The organism is Humidesulfovibrio sp., assembly GCF_035560995.1.
Lineage (GTDB): Bacteria > Desulfobacterota > Desulfovibrionia > Desulfovibrionales > Desulfovibrionaceae > Humidesulfovibrio.
In genome coordinates, this window is sequence record NZ_DATMYK010000355.1 from 1 (window position 1) to 17009 (window position 17009).

18 protein-coding genes are annotated in these 17009 nt (G+C 63.6%); 16 read left to right on the forward strand and 2 right to left on the reverse strand.

Features of this window, described 5'->3' with window-relative positions; translation table 11 throughout:
- Positions 1-1144: S16 family serine protease (locus VN419_RS14000; RefSeq protein WP_325647835.1), on the forward strand; the 1144-nt coding region annotated here is incomplete at its 5' end.
- A gap of 71 nt (positions 1145-1215) precedes the next feature.
- Here the strand turns inward: VN419_RS14000 and VN419_RS14005 are convergent.
- Together VN419_RS14005 and VN419_RS14010 are read right to left on the reverse strand one after the other, a co-directional pair.
- Positions 1216-2553: a M23 family metallopeptidase gene (locus VN419_RS14005; protein WP_325647836.1), complete on the reverse strand. Its 1338-nt coding sequence runs from the start codon at positions 2551-2553 to the stop codon at positions 1216-1218.
- Between the two features lie 121 nt (positions 2554-2674).
- Positions 2675-3148, reverse strand: coding sequence for a CBS domain-containing protein (locus tag VN419_RS14010; RefSeq protein WP_325647837.1), 474 nt, complete (start codon positions 3146-3148; stop codon positions 2675-2677).
- A gap of 171 nt (positions 3149-3319) precedes the next feature.
- On the opposite strand from VN419_RS14010, the gene VN419_RS14015 reads away from it, so the two are divergent.
- The 15 genes from VN419_RS14015 to VN419_RS14085 all read left to right on the forward strand — a co-directional run.
- A complete protein-coding gene (locus VN419_RS14015) occupies positions 3320-3964 on the forward strand; it encodes a protein-L-isoaspartate(D-aspartate) O-methyltransferase (protein WP_325647838.1) in 645 nt (214 codons plus the stop codon).
- A 117-nt stretch (positions 3965-4081) separates the two neighbouring features.
- Entirely contained in the window at positions 4082-4966 is an 885-nt protein-coding gene (locus VN419_RS14020) for a P-loop NTPase (protein WP_414652939.1), read from the forward strand.
- A gap of 29 nt (positions 4967-4995) precedes the next feature.
- Positions 4996-5562, forward strand: a complete 567-nt coding sequence (gene pgsA / locus VN419_RS14025) for a CDP-diacylglycerol--glycerol-3-phosphate 3-phosphatidyltransferase (RefSeq protein WP_325647839.1) — start codon at positions 4996-4998, stop codon at positions 5560-5562.
- Positions 5563-5628: 66 nt separating this feature from the next.
- The gene (locus tag VN419_RS14030; RefSeq protein ID WP_325647840.1) at positions 5629-5880 is read left to right on the forward strand and encodes a hypothetical protein; all 252 of its coding nucleotides are present in this window, start codon (positions 5629-5631) and stop codon (positions 5878-5880) included.
- A gap of 12 nt (positions 5881-5892) precedes the next feature.
- Positions 5893-6213, forward strand: a complete 321-nt coding sequence (locus VN419_RS14035) for a septum formation initiator family protein (protein WP_325647841.1) — start codon at positions 5893-5895, stop codon at positions 6211-6213.
- Entirely contained in the window at positions 6197-7030 is an 834-nt protein-coding gene (locus VN419_RS14040; protein ID WP_325647842.1) for a tetratricopeptide repeat protein, read from the forward strand. Before VN419_RS14035 ends, VN419_RS14040 begins: the two co-directional genes overlap by 17 nt.
- Before the next feature lie 23 nt (positions 7031-7053).
- A complete protein-coding gene (locus VN419_RS14045) occupies positions 7054-7935 on the forward strand; it encodes a hypothetical protein (protein ID WP_325647843.1) in 882 nt (293 codons plus the stop codon).
- Positions 7936-7971: 36 nt separating this feature from the next.
- Positions 7972-8991, forward strand: a complete 1020-nt coding sequence (fbp, locus tag VN419_RS14050; protein ID WP_325647844.1) for a class 1 fructose-bisphosphatase — start codon at positions 7972-7974, stop codon at positions 8989-8991.
- A 4-nt stretch (positions 8992-8995) separates the two neighbouring features.
- On the forward strand, positions 8996-10126 hold the full coding sequence (gene tsaD, locus VN419_RS14055; RefSeq protein ID WP_325647845.1) for a tRNA (adenosine(37)-N6)-threonylcarbamoyltransferase complex transferase subunit TsaD: 1131 nt from the start codon (positions 8996-8998) through the stop codon (positions 10124-10126).
- A gap of 91 nt (positions 10127-10217) precedes the next feature.
- On the forward strand, positions 10218-10535 hold the full coding sequence (trxA, locus tag VN419_RS14060; RefSeq protein WP_325647846.1) for a thioredoxin: 318 nt from the start codon (positions 10218-10220) through the stop codon (positions 10533-10535).
- 7 nt (positions 10536-10542) lie between these two features.
- Positions 10543-11472 carry a thioredoxin-disulfide reductase gene (gene trxB, locus VN419_RS14065; RefSeq protein WP_325647847.1) on the forward strand — a complete coding sequence of 310 codons (930 nt, stop codon included), beginning with the start codon at positions 10543-10545 and terminating at the stop codon, positions 11470-11472.
- A complete protein-coding gene (locus VN419_RS14070) occupies positions 11465-12193 on the forward strand; it encodes an outer membrane protein assembly factor BamD (RefSeq protein WP_325647848.1) in 729 nt (242 codons plus the stop codon). Before trxB ends, VN419_RS14070 begins: the two co-directional genes overlap by 8 nt.
- A gap of 30 nt (positions 12194-12223) precedes the next feature.
- Positions 12224-13126 carry a hypothetical protein gene (locus VN419_RS14075; protein ID WP_325647849.1) on the forward strand — a complete coding sequence of 301 codons (903 nt, stop codon included), beginning with the start codon at positions 12224-12226 and terminating at the stop codon, positions 13124-13126.
- 50 nt (positions 13127-13176) lie between these two features.
- Complete coding sequence (gene fusA, locus VN419_RS14080; RefSeq protein ID WP_325647850.1) at positions 13177-15225, forward strand: elongation factor G; 2049 nt, start codon at positions 13177-13179, stop codon at positions 15223-15225.
- Positions 15226-15444: 219 nt separating this feature from the next.
- Positions 15445-17009 (forward strand): chemotaxis protein CheA (locus VN419_RS14085; RefSeq protein ID WP_325647851.1); only part of this gene is annotated, 1565 nt, incomplete at its 3' end.

The following is a 17009-nucleotide window of genomic DNA, read 5'->3' on the forward strand; positions in this document are numbered from 1 at the left end:
GGTGGACAAGATGAGCATGGACTTCAGGGGCGACCCCTCGTCCGCGCTGCTCGAAGTCCTCGACCCCGAGCAGAACTACGCCTTCAACGATCACTACCTGGACCTGGACTACGACCTGTCCAAGGTCTTTTTTATCACCACGGCGAACACCCTGGACTCCATCCCCCTGCCCCTGCGCGACCGCATGGAGATCATCCGCCTGCCGGGCTACCTGGAGACGGAAAAGCTCAAGATCGCCAAGCAGTTCCTTCTGGGCAAGCAGCGCGAGCTGCACGGCCTGAGTGAGGAGCAGCTGAACGTCTCCGACAACGCCATGCTTGAGGTCATCCGCCGCTACACACGGGAGGCGGGCGTGCGCAACCTGGAGCGCGAGATCGCCGCCGTGTGCCGTAAGGCGGCCATGAAAATTGTGGAAGACAAGAGCATAGAGACCGTGGCCGTGAACAAGCAGAGCATCGCCACCTACCTGGGCGTGCCCAAGCACCGCCACGAGGAGCGCGAGGAAAAGTCCCAGGTGGGCGTCACCACCGGTCTGGCCTGGACGCAGATGGGCGGCGAGCTGCTGCTCATTGAAGTTGTCCTCATGAGCGGCTCCGGCAAGGTGGAGATCACCGGCAAGTTGGGCGAGGTCATGCAGGAGTCCGCGCGTGCGGCCCTGTCCTACCTGCGCTCCCGCTCGGACCTCTTCGGGCTCAAGCGCGACTTCCACAAGGAGATCGACATCCACGTGCACGTGCCCGAAGGTGCAACGCCCAAGGACGGCCCCTCGGCCGGCGTTGCCCTCACCACGTCCATCGTCTCGGCCCTGCTGAACATCCCCGTGCGCAACGATGTGGCCATGACTGGGGAGATCACCCTGCGCGGCCGCGTGCTGCCCATCGGCGGCCTGCGCGAGAAGCTGCTCGCGGCCCATCGCGGCCTGGTGGGCACGGTGTTCATCCCGGCGGAGAACGAGAAGGATCTGAAGGAAGTGCCCGAGGAAATCCTGAAGGACCTCAAGATCATCCCCGTGGAGACCGTGGACACGGTGCTGGAGCAGGCCCTGGAGTGCACCAGCTCTGAAGCTCTGTTCTGCGGGCGCGACAACATCTCGCCCCTGAGCAGTCTGTTGGTGAAGGAAGAATACAAGCGGCCCACGCACTAGACGACGCCGAACGCGAAATGAAAAAAGGCCGGGATCGCTCCCGGCCTTTCTTTTTGGCTCAGCCCCGGCGCCTACTTGCCCAGGTGCTTCAAGATGTTGTCCTTGATCCAGTGCTCGTCCCACCATTCCGTGGGGCTCACCTGCAGGCCGCCCACGATCATGCCGAAGTGCAGGTGGTCGCCCCCGGCCAGACCGGTGACGCCGGTCTTGCCGATGGTGTCGCCCTTCTTGACCTGCGCGCCCTTGGCCACGGCTATCTCGCTCAGGTGCGAGTAGAGGCTTTGCAGGCCCAGGCCATGGTCAATGATGACGCAGTTGCCGTAGATGCCGAAGAACTCCGCGAAAACGATGCGGCCGGAGTTGGCGGCGGGCACCGGCGCGTTGGCCAGGCTGGCCAGGTCCGCGCCCATGTGGGTCTGGTGGTCGATCTTTTCGCCCTTGTAGTAGTAGTCGCGCTGGTCGCCGAAGCCGGCCTTGGGCGCGGCGTTGGGCAGGCGCAGGAAGGGCCCGGACCAGAGCTGCGTGGGAGAGGTGTCCTCGGCGACCTTGAGCAGCTGGGCCTCGTTCTGCTTGCGCAGTTCGGTGTTCACGCGCTTGTAGATGTCGAGGGGTGTCTTTTCGGCCGGGTACAGAGCTGTGTACTGGCTCATCTTGTCGTTCAGAAACTCGTCGGGAATGTTCAGCTTGTCGGCCTTGAAGGCCTTGGGAATGGCGAGGACGGTCAGTGTGGCGGTGGCCTCGTTGCCGGCCTTGTCGCGGGCGATGACCTTGGGTTTGAATTCGGAAGGCGGCATGTCGTAGGGCATGGCGAAGTAGCATACGAACTCGCCGCCGGGCTGCTGGAAGGCCGGGAAGAAGCGCTGGCCCACGGCCACGCCCGTTTTCTCAACCGGCTTGGACACGGTGTAGCTGACCACCGCGCCGCCGCCCTGGTTCACGTTGTGGATGCCCGGGGTGACGTTCAGCCTGGGGGGCGAGAAGTCCAGCGTCAGGTTCTGCACCAGGCTGGTCTTGCCGCGGCCCAGGAAGGAGAGCAGTGCGTTGTCACGCACAGTGATGGAGAGTTCCAGCGGACCTTCCTTGAAGCCGCCCTCGCGCGGGAGGCGGAAGTTCTCCGTATGCGCAAGCTGCTTGTCCGGGAAGCTTTTGCGCAGCACTTCCACGCGTTTGCCGTCTTGGGTGGCGGTGATGACGCATTCCTTCAGCCCGGCGCGGCTTGAGGTGAGACTTAAGCTGAAATCAGTGGTGTACGAAGCTGCTCCGGTTTGCGGAGTAAGCGTGAGCACCGGGGCTCCGCCATCGCGCAGGAACACGTAGGCCACAAGGCCGATGAGCAGCAGGACGAACAGGGCGCCGACCGTGCGGGGCAGGGCGCTGGAATGCTTCTTTTCCACGGGAAGTGCTTTCATTTTCTCTTTGGGTGACTGAAGGTTGTGGGAGGGCGTGCGCTTTCCGACGCGGACCGGACCGAGTCGGGCTATTTTCTTGAGGATGCCGGAAGGAGCTGCCGAGCGTTGGAAGCCTCTGTGCTCAGCCCTTGTTGGCCTGCCCCGACACTTCTGATTGGTCAGGCTTCTCAGCCTGGTCCATGGCGTCGAGCAGCTGGATGGTGAGCTGGAGGAAGTCGGCCTCTGTGACGATGCCCACAAGCTTGCCGTCTTCCACCACCGGCAGGCAGCCGTACTTGTGATTGTACAGAATGTGCGCGGCCTCGCGCACGGTCTGATCGGAGGAAAGGGTCCGCACGTCGGTGCGCATGATCTCCTGCAGGGGAATTCCCGCGTCGATCTCGTCCTGGGTGGCGGGGTCGATGTTGGCCAGGTGCGAAATGGTGTTGGCCAGCACGTCCCGGTTGGTAATGAGCCCACGGAAGACATTGTCAGAGGTGGTGATTGGCACGTGGCGGATGCGTTTCTTGTCCATCAGCACCCGCGCGCTTTGGAGGGTGTCCGTTTCACGCAGGGAGTAGACGGGCGAGGTCATGAGTTCGCGGATCTTGAACATGGGAATCTCCTCAGCGTTCAGGGTGCTCCAGCTGGTTCCGGGGTGTGGCTGCGATTGTTAAGGGAATGGGCAATTGTGTCAAGAGCGGGCTTGTCCATGTTGACTTGACGGGTGAAATCTGGTCAGCACGCGTGACACAAACAAAAATGCGGCGAGGCAGGAGAACACGGCATGCGAGTGGACCCGAAACGACAGCGCGAGCGCATGGTGAACGACCAGCTGAAGGCGCGCGGCATCAGCGATGCGCGCGTGCTCGCCGTCATGGGCGAGCTGCCGCGGCATCTGTTCGTGGAGGAAGCCATGGCCGGTCGCGCCTACTCGGACAGTCCCCTGCCCATCGGCGAGGGGCAGACCATCTCCCAGCCGTACATCGTGGCCCTTATGAGCGAGCTGTTGCAGGTGGGGCCCGGGACCAAGGTGCTGGAGATCGGCACCGGGTCCGGCTACCAGGCGGCCGTGCTGGCCAAGCTCGGGGCCGACGTGCACACGGTGGAGCGCATTCCCCGGCTGTGCGCCAGCGCGCGCGAGCGCCTGCTGTCTCTTGGGCTGTTCAACGTCCATGTGAAGCTGGACGACGGCACTCTGGGCTGGCCCAGCGCCGCGCCCTTTGACCGCATCATCGTCACCGCAGGCGGGCCGGAGGTTCCGCCGCCCCTGGTGGACCAGCTGGGAGAGGGCGGGCGGCTGCTCATGCCGCTGGGCGGGGCCAAACGTGCCCAGAGCCTGGTGCTCATTGAGAAGACACCGGCCGGGGTGGTGCAGACCGACCTGGGGGCCGTGGCCTTCGTGGACCTGGTGGGCAAGCACGGCTGGTAGGCGCGCGCATCCCTGCGGGCCGCAGGGGCTTTTCCGCGATTTACACGCAGGCTGAAATCGGCCATACTTCCTTTTTAGCGGCTTGCGCCGCAATCTCAAGACAATGGAGTGTGCAACGTGAGTTCATGTTCTGGAGGTTCCTGCTCCTCTTCATCGGGCGAGGGCAATGCCAAGATCGCCATGCAGGACCAGCTCATCACCATGACCCTGGAGCGCATCCGCTACAAGCTGTTCGTCATGAGCGGCAAGGGCGGCGTGGGCAAAAGTTCCGTGTCCGTCAACATCGCGGCGGCCCTGGCTGCGCGCGGCTTCAAGGTCGGCCTCATGGACGTGGACATCCACGGTCCCAGCGTGCCGCGCCTGCTTGGCCTTACCGGCCAGCTGGAGCCGGATCGCGGCAGCCTGGTGAAGCCCAAGAAATACAACGACAACCTGCATGTGGTCTCCATGGAGTCGCTGCTACTCGACCCTGATCAGGCCGTGCTCTGGCGCGGTCCCATGAAGACCTCGGCCATCCGCCAGTTCATTTCCGATGTGCAGTGGGGCGACCTGGACTTCCTAGTGGTGGATTCCCCTCCGGGCACCGGCGACGAGCCCATGACCGTCCTGAAGCTCATTCCCGAGGCTCTCGCCGTGGTGGTCACCACACCGCAGGAGGTTTCCCTCGCCGACGTGCGCAAGGCCATCAACTTCCTGCAGTACGCCCAGGCCAACATCCTGGGCGTGGTGGAGAACATGAGCGGCTTGGCCTGCCCGCACTGCGGCCAGTCCATTGACCTGTTCAAGAAGGGCGGCGGCAAGGCCCTGGCCGAGCAGTACGGGCTGGAGTTTCTGGGAGCCATTCCCCTTGATCCTACCACCGTGGTCGCGGGCGACCTGGGCACCCCGGTGGTGCTGATGGAAGGCGACTGCCCGGCCAAGACGGCCCTGCTGGAACTTGGCGAACGCGTGGCCGCGGCCGCGCAGACCAGCCTGGAGGCCGCCTCCACCGTGCACAGATAACCGACCAGGAAGCGGGAGACGCAAGGCCCATGCCCATGCCTTTGAATCTGGCCAACATGCTCACCCTGGCGCGCATCCTCGCGGTGCCGGTCATTGTTGTGCTGCTGTACCTGGAGCAGCGCTACCAGACCGAGCTGTTCGCGTATGTGTCCTTCGCGGTGTTCGCGCTGGCCTCGTTCACGGACATGGCCGACGGCTACATCGCCCGCCGCCAGAACCTCATCACCAATCTGGGCAAGTTTCTTGATCCCCTTGCGGACAAGCTGCTCATCGGCTCCGTGCTCATCATGCTTGTGGAGCTTGGCTGGGTGGAGGGCTGGATCGTAGTGGTCATCATCTGCCGGGAGCTTGCCGTCACGGGTATGCGCGGTGTCGCGGCCGACAAGGGCGTGGTCATTGCTGCGGACCGGTACGGGAAACTGAAGACCATCGCGCAGAGTCTGGCTTTGGGGCCTTTGTTGGTGCATTATCCCCTGTTCGGAATAGACGTTGCCGCCGTCGGCATGTACATCCTGTATGTGGCCCTGGCGCTTACGGTTTTTTCGGGCGGGAATTATCTGTACAATTTCTACAAAAACTGGTTACAAGCTGAATGACCATGCGCTGATGCGCGCGGCGGCACGTTTCCGGAGCAGATGATGAACAGGCCACACGACAGCAACATGGCACGCATCTCCAACTGTCTCGAGACCATTCTGGAGCTTGAGCCGGAATTGGAGAAGATCGAACTCGGCAAAAGCCTGCTTGAGGAATTCGACGTGCTTAAGGACTTTTTGCAGCGCATCGACACAGTGACCTTGAGTGAAGACGATGTGGAGCGCGTTGAAAGCGCCACGGCCAACTTCCTTGAGGAACTGCGAGGTCCCCTGGCCAAGATGCGGCCGGGTAGGACCCTTGCGCCGCGCTTGCAATAAGAGGCGCTAAGCATGGCCCGCCGCATTCTGCTTGGCTTGCTCATCACCGTGAACGTGGTGCTGTTGTTTCGCCTCATTTGGAGCGATCACGGCGTCATCGCCTACATGAACATGCGCAACCGCTCGGTTAAGCTGGAAAATCAGCTTCGAGAGGTGGACGCCAAAAGCCTTGAACTGAGCAACGAGATACGCCGCCTCAAGACAGACCGTGCTTACCAAGAGATGGTCATCCGTGATCGTATGAATTACGTGAAGGAAAATGAGGTGTTGTATATCTTCTCCGGCAGGACCGACGTAGCCCAGGGGGCCGTGGACGATGAGAAGAAAGATTGAGTGGTACCAAGAGGTACTGGCGCTTGAACCGGGTTCGCGCATCTTTTTCCCTCTGGCCAAGCTCTTTGTGGAGTTCGGCCAGCTGGACGACGCGGAAAAGACCCTGAGGCAGGGGCTCGACCGCCACCCGGACTCCATGGAGGCCCGGCTTCTGCTCATTCAGGTGCTCATGCGCTTGGAGAAGCTGGAGCAGGCCCAGGAACAACTTCAGGCCGTCATAAAGCCGCTGGAGCGCTATCCTGCATTCTGGTCCCTGTGGGCCCACCAGACCTCGGACAAGGACCGCGACTTCGCTGTGTTCCTCATGCTTGTGGCCTCGCACTTCACCGACCGCCCGGTCAAATGGACCGATGTGGTCATCGAGGGGCTCGGTCCGCTCACGGATCGGCTCATCGGGCCGCTCAAGGACTCTGCGCGCAAGGCGCGCGAGCAGTCCCAGGTGCGCAGCACTCTCAAGGAAGGGGCTGGCCCCGCGCCCGTCTGCGACGCGCCGGATGCGCCATATTCCGGCCCGGCCCCGGATGCCGGCAGCTTTCGCACGCGCACCATGGCCGAGCTTCTGGCGTCCCAGGGTGATTTCGGCGGCGCGCTTGGCATTTACCGCGAACTGTGGGGCCGCGCCCTGGACGAGCGCGAGAAGGCCGACCTCACGAGCCGCATCAAGACCCTTGAAGCCAATCTTGCCGCAGCGCCGTCTGTAGAGGCAGGCCCCCAGGTTGCCCCCGGCGAGGATCCTTTCGGCAAGCACGCCAAGAACCGTCTCATGAGCACCCTGGAAGCCCTGGCCGCGCGCCTTGAGTCTCGCATCCAGGCCTGACATAGGACCGAGGTCACTCAACGATGTCCATACGTCTTTTCTCCATCCGTCGGTGCCGCGCGCCGCGCCGCACCGACGTTTTCGTCTTGGCCGCAGTTGTCTGCGCCCTGGCAGCCCTTTCTGGCTGCGGGGCCATAGGACCCGGCTGGGACAACAGCGCCAGCAGCGTGCGTTCCACCATGCGCGAGACGCGAGACCTCATCAATCCCGCGCCCAGCATCGACGTGAACCGCTACAAGTGGGATAATCCGAACCAGGAGAAGCTGTCACTCCTGTTCTCGCCTGTGGACGCCAAGGTCATGGCGCTTTCGCGCTATGTCACCAGCATCGACTACCGCCCCACGGATGAATGGCTCGACGCGCTATTGCAGCGTTTTCCCTGGGTGGACGGGGTCATCGTGGCCGACCAGACGGGTGACATCCTGGTGCGCAAGCCGCCCGTGCCTCTGAAACGTTTCAGCGAACCGTTGGTGTTCGAATCCATCTGGCGCGAGACCCTGATCAAAACCGTGGTGGACTACACGCCCCTCGGTCCTGAGCTCTACTTCGGCATGCCCAACTTCGAGGGGCCGGAATTCAAAGGCCTGCACGTTGTGAGCTTCGACCCGCGCGTGCTGTTCACCTTCTGCCCGCAACCGGAGGAGCTGGTCATCGTCGATCCGCGCGCAAAGAAGCTCTGGATCTCCGGCGAGGTGGCCCCGGCCGGCGCGCAGCAGCTGACCGAGCTTCCCTGGACCGAAATCATGAAGGAAAAGATCCAGGGCACGGTCAACGTGGGCGACAAGCAGTTCACCTGGCTGGCGCGGTTCATCGGGCGAGACCTGTTCGTCTATGCCACGGAGAGCGCCAACGCCAGCTTTGAGGACAAAGGATTCGCCCTGCCGTTCTTTGGCGGAAATTGGTAAACAGGACTGCGGCGCAACGCTCGCGGAGGAACCCTCATGTCCCAGCAGATCACCGTCACTGAACACCTCCTGCTGCACCAGAAGCAGGTGCCCATGGCCACCGGTCGCTTCACGCGCCTGTTCAACGAGCTCATCCTCTCAGCCAAGATCATCCACCGCGAGGTGAGCAAGGCGGGGCTGGTGGACGTGCTGGGCTTCACCGGCGATATCAACGTGCAGGGCGAAGAGGTTAAGAAACTTGATGAATTCGCCAATCGCGTGCTCATCCACCGCCTCTCGCGCTGCGGGGCCCTGTGCGCCATGGCCTCTGAGGAAAACGCCGACATCATTGAGATTCCCGATGGCCTGCCCACGGGCGACTACTTTGTGATCTTCGATCCTCTGGACGGCTCCTCGAACATCGACGCCAACGTGAGCATCGGCACCATTTTTTCCATCTACCGGCGCAAAAGCCCCAGCGAATCGCGCCTGCTTGCCAGCGACTACCTGCAGAAGGGCGCCGACCAGGTGGCCGCAGGCTACATCCTGTACGGCTCCTCGTGCATGATGGTCTTCACCACCGGCGACGGTGTGAACGGCTTCACCCTGGATCCCAGCGTGGGCGAATTTCTGCTCTCGCACCCGAACATCCGCATCCCGGAGCAGGGCAGCATCTATTCCGTGAACGAGGGCTACTACCACTACTGGGACAAACCCACCCTGGACGTGCTGGCGCACTTCAAGGCCGCCAGCATGACCCGCAAGAAGCCCTACAGTCTGCGCTACATCGGGTCGCTGGTGTCCGACTTCCACCGCAACCTCGTGTACGGCGGCATCTTCCTGTACCCCTCTGACAACCGCGACCCGAACAAGCCCGGCGGCAAGCTGCGCCTGATGTGCGAGGCTGCGCCCATGGCCTTCATCGTGGAGCAGGCGGGCGGCTTGGCCATCGATGGCACCCGGCGCATCCTGGACATCGTGCCCGAGCATCTGCACCAACGTGTGCCGCTGTTCGTGGGCTCCAAGCTCGATGTGGAGAAGGTGCAGGAAATCTACGCCGCGACGAAACAGGCGTAGTTCCGTGCTGGTCCTGGGCGTCGAGACCTCCTGCGACGAGACCGGCGTCGCCCTGTTGCGCGATGGCAGTCTGCTGGCTGAGTCCCTGGCCTCGCAGACGGATATCCATGCCGTGTTCGGCGGTGTGGTGCCGGAGATCGCTTCGCGCGAGCACCAGCGCATGCTGCCGGTGCTTTTCCGGGACCTGCTGACAAAGACCGGCGCGAAGCCGGCGGACATCGACGCCATCGCCGTGGCGCGGGGGCCTGGCCTTTTGGGCAGCCTGCTCGTCGGCCTCTCTTTCGCCAAGGGACTGTGCCTGTCCACGGGTGCCGCGCTTATCGGCGTGGACCATCTGCACGCACACCTGCTGGCCCCGGGCCTGGAGCAGGAACTGCGCTTCCCGGCCCTCGGGCTGCTCGTTTCCGGCGGGCACACGCACATCTACCGCATGGATTCCCCAACCGAGTTCCGGCTCTTGGGCCGCACCCTGGACGACGCGGCGGGGGAGGCCTTTGACAAGGTGGCCAAGCTGCTTAACCTGCCGTACCCCGGCGGCCGCTATCTGGACGACCTGAGCCAGGGCGTGGAGCCGGACAGGCGCCTGTTTCCCCTGGCCTACACGCACAACGACAACCTGGACTTCAGCTTCAGCGGGCTCAAAACGGCCGTTGCCGAGTACTTGGCCAAGCGCCCGCACCTGGCCTATGCCGCCATGCCCGAGGCCGACGCCCTGCGCGCGGGCGGGGCGCTGGCCCTGGCCCCGCATCCGCAGGAGCTGGCTCTGGCTGCGGCCTCCTTCAATTTTGCAGTGGCCGAGACCCTGCGCATCAAGGTTGAACGCGCGCTCGACCGGGAGCGGGGCATTGTCTCGCTGGTGGTGGCTGGCGGGGTTGCCGCCAATTCCCATGTGCGCGCGGCCCTGCGCGGCCTGGCGCAAGGCCGGGGGCTTGCTCCTTGCCTGCCCAGGCCCGCCCTGTGCACGGACAATGCGGCCATGATCGCCCACGCCGGGTGGCTGGCGCTTCTGGCCGGGTACCGCCACGACCTGGACCTGGAATCCGTGCCGCGCGGACGCGCCGTGCCCCGCGACTGGAAGCGCGTGGAATCGGCCGTAGAGGGCTTGCAGCTTGACAGATCAAGGGCGGAGAACTAGTTTCATGAGAATGCGGCATGGCCTTCATCCCCTGGGCCTGTTTGCTGAAACTGAGTTGAATCTAACGACACTATCGAGCGAAGGAGACAATATGGCTACCCAGGTGACTGACGGCAATTTCGAGCAGGAAGTTCTCAAGAGCGCTGTGCCCGTTCTGGTTGATTTCTGGGCCCCCTGGTGTGGTCCTTGCCGCGCCATGGGCCCCATCATCGACGAGCTGGCCACTGAGTTCGAGGGCAAGGTCAAGATCTGCAAGATGAACGTGGACGAAAACTCCGCCAGCCCCAGCCGTTTCGGCATCCGCGCCATCCCCACCCTGATCCTGTTCAAGGACGGTGAAGTGGTGGACCAGTCCACCGGCGCCGTCTCCAAGAGCAGCATCAAGGACATGATTGCCAAAAAGGTCTAGTGACCCCATGAAAAACTACGACGCTGTCGTCATCGGCGGTGGGCCTGCCGGGCTCACCGCCGCATTGTATCTCGCCCGGTCCGGCGTGAACGTCGCCCTGGTGGAGAAGCTCTCCCCTGGCGGCCAGGTGCTCATGACCGAGGAGATCGAGAACTATCCCGGTTTCCCCAAGGCCGTGAAAGGCTATGAGCTGGTGGACAAGTTCGTGGAGCATCTCGCCACGTACGACGTCCCCCGGCATTCGGACGAGGTCAAGAGCATCACCCCGCAGGACGGCGGCTACGTCATCCAGGTGGGTGACGAGACGCTCTTCGCCAAGGCCGTGCTGCTGTGCACCGGCGCGCGCTACAAGCACGTTGGCACTCCGGGAGAGGACATGTACCTCGGACGCGGCGTGTCTTACTGCGCCCTGTGCGACGGCAACTTCTTCAAGGGCAAGACCGTGGCCGTCATCGGCGGCGGCAACTCCGCCCTGGAGGAGTCCTTGTACCTGGCGCGCCTTGTGGACAAGCTTTACCTCATCCACCGGCGCGACGAGTTCCGGGGCTGCAAATGCTACCAGAACAAGTGCGAGATCAATCCCAAGATCAAGATCCTGCGCAGCACGATTGTGGATGAAATCAAGGGCGACCCCTTCAAGGGCGTAACCTCGGTGGCCCTTACCGACGTCAAGACCGGAGCCAAGAGCGAACTGCCCGTTGACGGCGTGTTCGTCTTCGTCGGCTTCGAGCCTGTGGCCTCTTTCGTGCCCGCCGACCTTGACCGCGACAAGGCCGGTTTCGTGAACACCGATTGTGAGATGCGCACCAATCTGCCCGGCTTCTTCGCCGCGGGCGACGTGCGCAGCAAAAACTGCCGCCAGGTGGCCACAGCGGTGGGCGATGGCGCCACCGCCGCCACTGCGGCCTACGCCTATCTGGAAAGCCTGAATGCCTAAGCGCCTGCTCGCGGTTCTTCTTCTTGTGCTGGTTCCGCTGGTCTCTTCCTGCGGACTCATCGACTATTACTTTCTCCCCCCGCCGGAAGACACCGCGCAGGAACTCTTCGAGTCCGGCATGGACTACATGAAGGAGAAGCGCTACTCGCGCGCCTCGGAGAATTTCCTCAAGCTGAAGGACCGTTATCCCTTCAGTCCGTTGACGCCCAAGGCGGAGGTCGCCCTTGGCGACGCCTACTTCCTGGATGCCAAGTACCTGGAAGCCTTGGACGCCTACAAGGAATTCGAAACGCTGCATCCCAGCAGCCCGCAGATTCCCTACGTGCTGTTCCAGATGGGCATGAGCAATATGAATCAGTTCAGGACCATCGACCTGCGCCAGGACAACGTGAAGGAAGCCCTGGAGATATTCTACCGCCTGGAGGAGTCGTACCCCAAGTCCGAGTTCTCCGAAGCAGTGAAACAGAATATCTACAAGTGCCGCAAGATTCTGGCCGAACATGAAATTTTCGTGGCTGACTTTTTCTGGCGCACCCAACAGTACGGCGCGGCCTGGAACCGCTATCTGTTCATCCTGGAGAACTATGCCGACGTGGTGGAGTTCAAGGATTACGTGAGGAAGCGCGCTGAATATTCCTACTTCGAGTATCAGAAGGTCTTGTCCGAAGAAGAACGCGAGCGCGTGCAGTGGACCTGGAAGCGCCTGCTCAAGTGGCTCTAGCGTCTTCACAGCCCGAGGAGCCGCTGCGCCATGGAGTTATGCATTCCCGGTTCGGAGCCCAGCCCCTGGGCTTTCCCTGCATGGCTTGAGGATCATCAGCTTCCCGACGCCCGCTTCGCCAAGGCCTATAACGCCCTGGGTGACCAGCGGCGCGCGCTGATCAAAGGGCTCATCGCCCGGCACTATGTCCTGACGCCGCCCAACGGTCCGGCTTCATCGAGCAACACCCGGCGCTATGACCTCCTGGAGCACACCAGCCTTCGGGAGCCCGCGCCCTTTATGCTGCTGCTGCTCGACGGCCTGCTGGACGCGCCCGCCCTGTTTCTGTCCGCCCTGTTGCCCGCCCTGTGCGCCCGGGTGCCCCAGGTCTTTGTGGCGCGCCTGGGCCAGCGCTCCGCCGTGCCTGATGCTCTACTGGCCTCCTGCGAACTTTGCGGCCAGGAGCGGCTTGCGGCCCTGGGCCCCATGCTGGTGCAACGCCTGGTGCACGAATGCGCGGCCAGCGGCGAGCCCGGCTTGGTGCTGCACCCGGACACGCCGGAGTTCCGCCGCCTGCTGGGGCAGAAGGAGCTGCGCCAGGTTCTGGACGCCTCGCCACTGCGGCTGGTCCCTTTGCGCGCACCGCGCGTGTGTGCCATCTGGCGCGACAGTTCCATCGACCTTCCGCCGGAAGATGTGGCCCTGCTGTATGGCGCATTGTCCTTTGAGACCGGGGGAGCGGTGCCGGGCATGCGCAGCCGCACGGCCCCGGATGAAGACGCCTTGACGGTCTTCTGCGAGATCCGGCGCGACCTGCTGCTTGCCCCGCCCGCGCATGCAGGCCAGCACAGGGCCGGGCTCACGGCGAGCGGCGAGTGCCTGGGCCTGTGGCGCTGGCCGGAACTGCACCCAGGGCTGTTCGAGCAGGAGCGCCAGATTTTTCTCTCCACCTGAGGCACTCCCGGAACCTTCTCCAACAGGCCCTACGGCGCAGGCGGCAGACCGTGAGCAAGAAACCAATCTCTTCGAAGTACCTGCACAATATCCGCAACATCGGCATCATCGCGCATATCGACGCGGGCAAGACCACCCTGTCCGAGCGCATCCTGTTCTACGCCGGGCGCATCCATCGGCTGGGCGAGGTGCATGAGGGCACGGCCACCATGGACTTCATGCCCGAGGAGCAGGAACGCGGCATCACCATCGCCTCGGCTGTCACCTCTTGCCAGTGGCGCGGCTTCACAGTGAACCTCATCGACACCCCGGGCCACGTGGACTTCACCGTCGAGGTGGAGCGCTCATTGCGTGTACTGGACGGAGCAGTGGGCGTGTTCTGCGCGGTCAGCGGCGTGGAGCCTCAGTCTGAGACTGTCTGGCGCCAGAGCGAGTCCTATCACGTTCCCAAGCTGGCCTTCGTGAACAAGATCGACCGTCTTGGCGCGGACTTCGCCGCCGTGCTCGACTCCATGCGCGAGAAGCTGGGCGCTAGGCCCCTGGCTGTGCAGGCCCCGGACGGCGAGGGCGCGGACTTCCGTGGCGTGTTCGACCTGATCCGCATGGAGCGGCTGGTGTTCGACGCCGAGAGCCGCGGCGCGGAGTACGAGCGCCTGCCCTTGAGCGCAGCCGAGCGCGAGCGCGTGGCCCCCTGGCGCGACGCCATGCTGGAGACCCTGTCCGACTCGGACGAGGGCATCATGGACGCCTATCTGTCCGGGCAGGACATCGCGCCGGAGACCATCGCCAAGGCCGTGCGCGAGGCCGTCATCTCCCTCAAGCTTGTGCCCGTGCTGGTGGGCTCGGCCCTCAAGAACGCGGGCGTGCAGCCCCTCATGGACGCCGTGTGCGACTACCTGCCGAGCCCCCTGGAGGCTCCAGTGCAGGCGGGTGTGGCCCCGGCCACGCATCTTCCCAAGAGCTTCCCGGCCGACCCGGAGGCTCCGCTGGCCGCGCTGGTGTTCAAGGTGGTCATGGAGTCCGGGCGCAAGCAGTCATTTTTACGCATCTATTCCGGCCACCTGACCGAAGGCGAGACAGTTTTGAACGTCACCCACGGTAGCGAGGAGCGCGTGGCCCGGCTGTTCCGCCTGCACGCCGACCGCCGCGAAAAGATCGAGGTGGCGCGCGCAGGCGAGATCGTGGCCGCCGCGGGCATGCGCTTCGGCCGCACGGGCGACACCCTGGCGCGCAAGGACGAACCAATTCTTTTGGAGCAGATAGCTGACTACAAGCCGGTGATCTCGCTCGCCATAGAGCCCAGGAACGCCGAGGAGTCCGACAAGCTGGACGAAGTGTTGCAGCGTTACTTGCTGGAGGACCCGACCTTGACCGTGCTGCGCGATGCGGAGACGAGCCAGGTGGTGCTTTCCGGCATGGGCGAGTTGCACCTGGAGGTGCTGCTTGAGCGCATGGCCCGGGAGCATGGCCTGAAGCCGCGCACGGGCAAGCCGCAGGTTGTCTACCAGGAAACCATCACCGCCAGGGCCGAGACCCAGGAGGAATTCCACCGCGAATTGGGCGAGGTGCTGCACTACGGGGCCGTGCGCCTGGCGGTGGAGCCTTTGCCGCGTGGACAGGGCAGGGGGGTGCAGTTCGAACTGGATCCAGGCAAGTATCCACAAACTTGGCTTGATGCCGTGGACGAGGGCCTGAACGATGGCCTGGCCTGCGGCGTCATTGGCGGCTACCCGGTGCAGGACCTGCGCCTGCGCGTGCTGGACATGCCACGGCGCGAGGGCGAATCCAGTGCCGCGGGCTACCGCATGGCTGCGGCCATGACGCTCAAGAGCGCACTTTCTCAGGCCTCGCCCATGCTGCTTGAGCCCATAATGTGGGTGGAGGCCAGCGCGCCCGACGCCTTCGTGGGCGAGGTGGTGGGCCTGCTTGGCGCCAAGGGAGCCAAGATTGAGAATATCGAGGACCGGGGTGGGCAGAAGCTGGTGCAGGCCTTTGCCGCCCTGCGGCAGATGTTCGGTTTTTCCACGGACCTACGCTCTGCCACGCAGGGGCGCGCCTCTTTTGTAATGAAATTCGCCAAATTCGACGTCCTTGCCTAAGCTCGGCGCGGCCTGGGGCCGATATTCAAGAGGGGCGATGGAACGCATGCATCGCGTTGCATTTTTCCCCGTCTGGGGCTAGGGTCTGTAGCGCTGGACATGTGCCGTTGCAACGGGTGCGTCCGGCCTGCATTTTTTTTGGGATTACGATCGGCGGCTTAGCCGATCACAGCGCCATGAACCGGTGGGTAGAGAGTCTGCCGTGAGGAGCCTCACGTGATGTCTGACGACGAAAGCCGCGCGATTTTTCGCGAGGAGGCCCTGGACCTCCTCGCGGAACTCGACTCGACTTTGCTGGAGCTGGAAGCCAGCCCCCACGACATGGACCTGGTGAACCAGGTGTTCCGCGCCCTGCACACCATCAAGGGCTCTGGCGCCATGTTCGGTTTCGACGACATCGCGGATTTCACCCATGCCCTGGAAAGTCTGTTCGACAAGGTGCGCAACGACGAGCTCGTGGTCACCCGCGAACTCATCAGCACCTCTTTTGCCGGGCGCGACCACATCCTCGGCCTTCTGAACGGCGTGGACGAGTTCGGCAACGGCACGACGGAGAAAGGCTTGGCCATACAGGCCGAAGCGCGCCTGCTCATGTCGGGGAAAAAGATGGCGCCTGCGGCGCATGTGGAGGCGGCACCAACCTCTACGCCAGTGGCGGCGCCTCCTGAAACCCCGGCGGAAATACCCCAGGAGGACGTGCAGGAGCCCCAGGAGGATGTTTCGACGGAACCGTCCACCTACCGCATCCGCATCTGCCCGCGCGATTCCAAGGTTGGCAAAGAGCTGAACCTGGATATGCTCTTCAACGACCTGCGCTCCCTGGGCGAGTGCTCGGTGCGCCTGGACGAGCGCGCCCTGCCGGAGCTCTCCGGCCTGGATCCGCAGACCTTGTATCTGGCTTGGGAAGTTGACCTGACAACCACGGCGGACCGCGCGGCGATCCTCGATCTTTTTTTCTTCACGGACATTGATCTGGACGTTTCCGTGCTGTCGGCCGACGAGCTGGGCCAGTATCCGCAGTGCTCCACCCCGGCCTGTCCGGAGTCCGCAGTGCTGGGACTCGAAGAACCTGCTGGCTCCGATGCGTTCCCGGTGGAGCGTCCGCAGCAGCCGGAGCAGGCGGCGTCCGCTCCTGTTGCTTCCGCGCCACTGCAAGCCTCTTCCACGCACGAGGCGCAGTCCGCCGCTGCGGCGAAGCCAGTGCCGGCATCGGCTCCGGCGGCGGCTCCCGCCTCCGCGCCTGCCGCCCCCAAGGCCAATCCCAAGGACGCCAGCAACAGCCTGCGCGTTGCCGCGGATAAGCTGGACACGCTGGTTGACTTGGTGGGCGAGCTGGTCATCGTGCAGGCGCAGATTTCCCAGATCGTTTCCGACAAGAACGATCCCATGCTCACCGCCCTTGCAGAGCAGCTGGAGCGCCTGAGCGCCGACCTGCGCGACAGTACCCTGGGCATCCGCATGCTGCCCATCGGCTCCACTTTCAGCAAGTTCCGCCGCCTGGTGCGCGATCTGTCCTCCGAACTGGGCAAGGACATAGAATTGCTGACACGCGGCGAGGAGACCGAGCTGGACAAGACCGTGTTGGAGCGCCTGGGCGACCCCTTGGTGCACCTGCTGCGCAACAGCATCGATCACGGCATCGACATGCCCGACGAGCGCAAGGCCGCCGGCAAGCGCCCGCAGGGGCTCATTCTGCTCGAGGCGGAACACTCCGGCTCGGAAGTGCTCATCCGCATCACCGACGACGGCAAGGGCATGGATCCGGCCACCATACGGCAAAAGGC

Bases quoted from the DNA above. Each gene is read 5' to 3' on its own strand.
- VN419_RS14005 (WP_325647836.1), bottom strand. From the start codon at position 2,553: ATGAAAGCACTTCCCGTGGAAAAGAAGCATTCCAGCGCCCTGCCCCGC.
- VN419_RS14075 (WP_325647849.1), top strand. From the start codon at position 12,224: ATGGAGTTATGCATTCCCGGTTCGGAGCCCAGCCCCTGGGCTTTCCCT.
- pgsA (WP_325647839.1), top strand. From the start codon at position 4,996: ATGCCCATGCCTTTGAATCTGGCCAACATGCTCACCCTGGCGCGCATC.
- trxB (WP_325647847.1), top strand. From the start codon at position 10,543: ATGAAAAACTACGACGCTGTCGTCATCGGCGGTGGGCCTGCCGGGCTC.
- fbp (WP_325647844.1), top strand. From the start codon at position 7,972: ATGTCCCAGCAGATCACCGTCACTGAACACCTCCTGCTGCACCAGAAG.
- VN419_RS14070 (WP_325647848.1), top strand. From the start codon at position 11,465: ATGCCTAAGCGCCTGCTCGCGGTTCTTCTTCTTGTGCTGGTTCCGCTG.
- VN419_RS14015 (WP_325647838.1), top strand. From the start codon at position 3,320: ATGCGAGTGGACCCGAAACGACAGCGCGAGCGCATGGTGAACGACCAG.
- VN419_RS14045 (WP_325647843.1), top strand. From the start codon at position 7,054: ATGTCCATACGTCTTTTCTCCATCCGTCGGTGCCGCGCGCCGCGCCGC.
- VN419_RS14030 (WP_325647840.1), top strand. From the start codon at position 5,629: ATGGCACGCATCTCCAACTGTCTCGAGACCATTCTGGAGCTTGAGCCG.
- VN419_RS14040 (WP_325647842.1), top strand. From the start codon at position 6,197: ATGAGAAGAAAGATTGAGTGGTACCAAGAGGTACTGGCGCTTGAACCG.
- VN419_RS14035 (WP_325647841.1), top strand. From the start codon at position 5,893: ATGGCCCGCCGCATTCTGCTTGGCTTGCTCATCACCGTGAACGTGGTG.
- VN419_RS14010 (WP_325647837.1), bottom strand. From the start codon at position 3,148: ATGTTCAAGATCCGCGAACTCATGACCTCGCCCGTCTACTCCCTGCGT.
- trxA (WP_325647846.1), top strand. From the start codon at position 10,218: ATGGCTACCCAGGTGACTGACGGCAATTTCGAGCAGGAAGTTCTCAAG.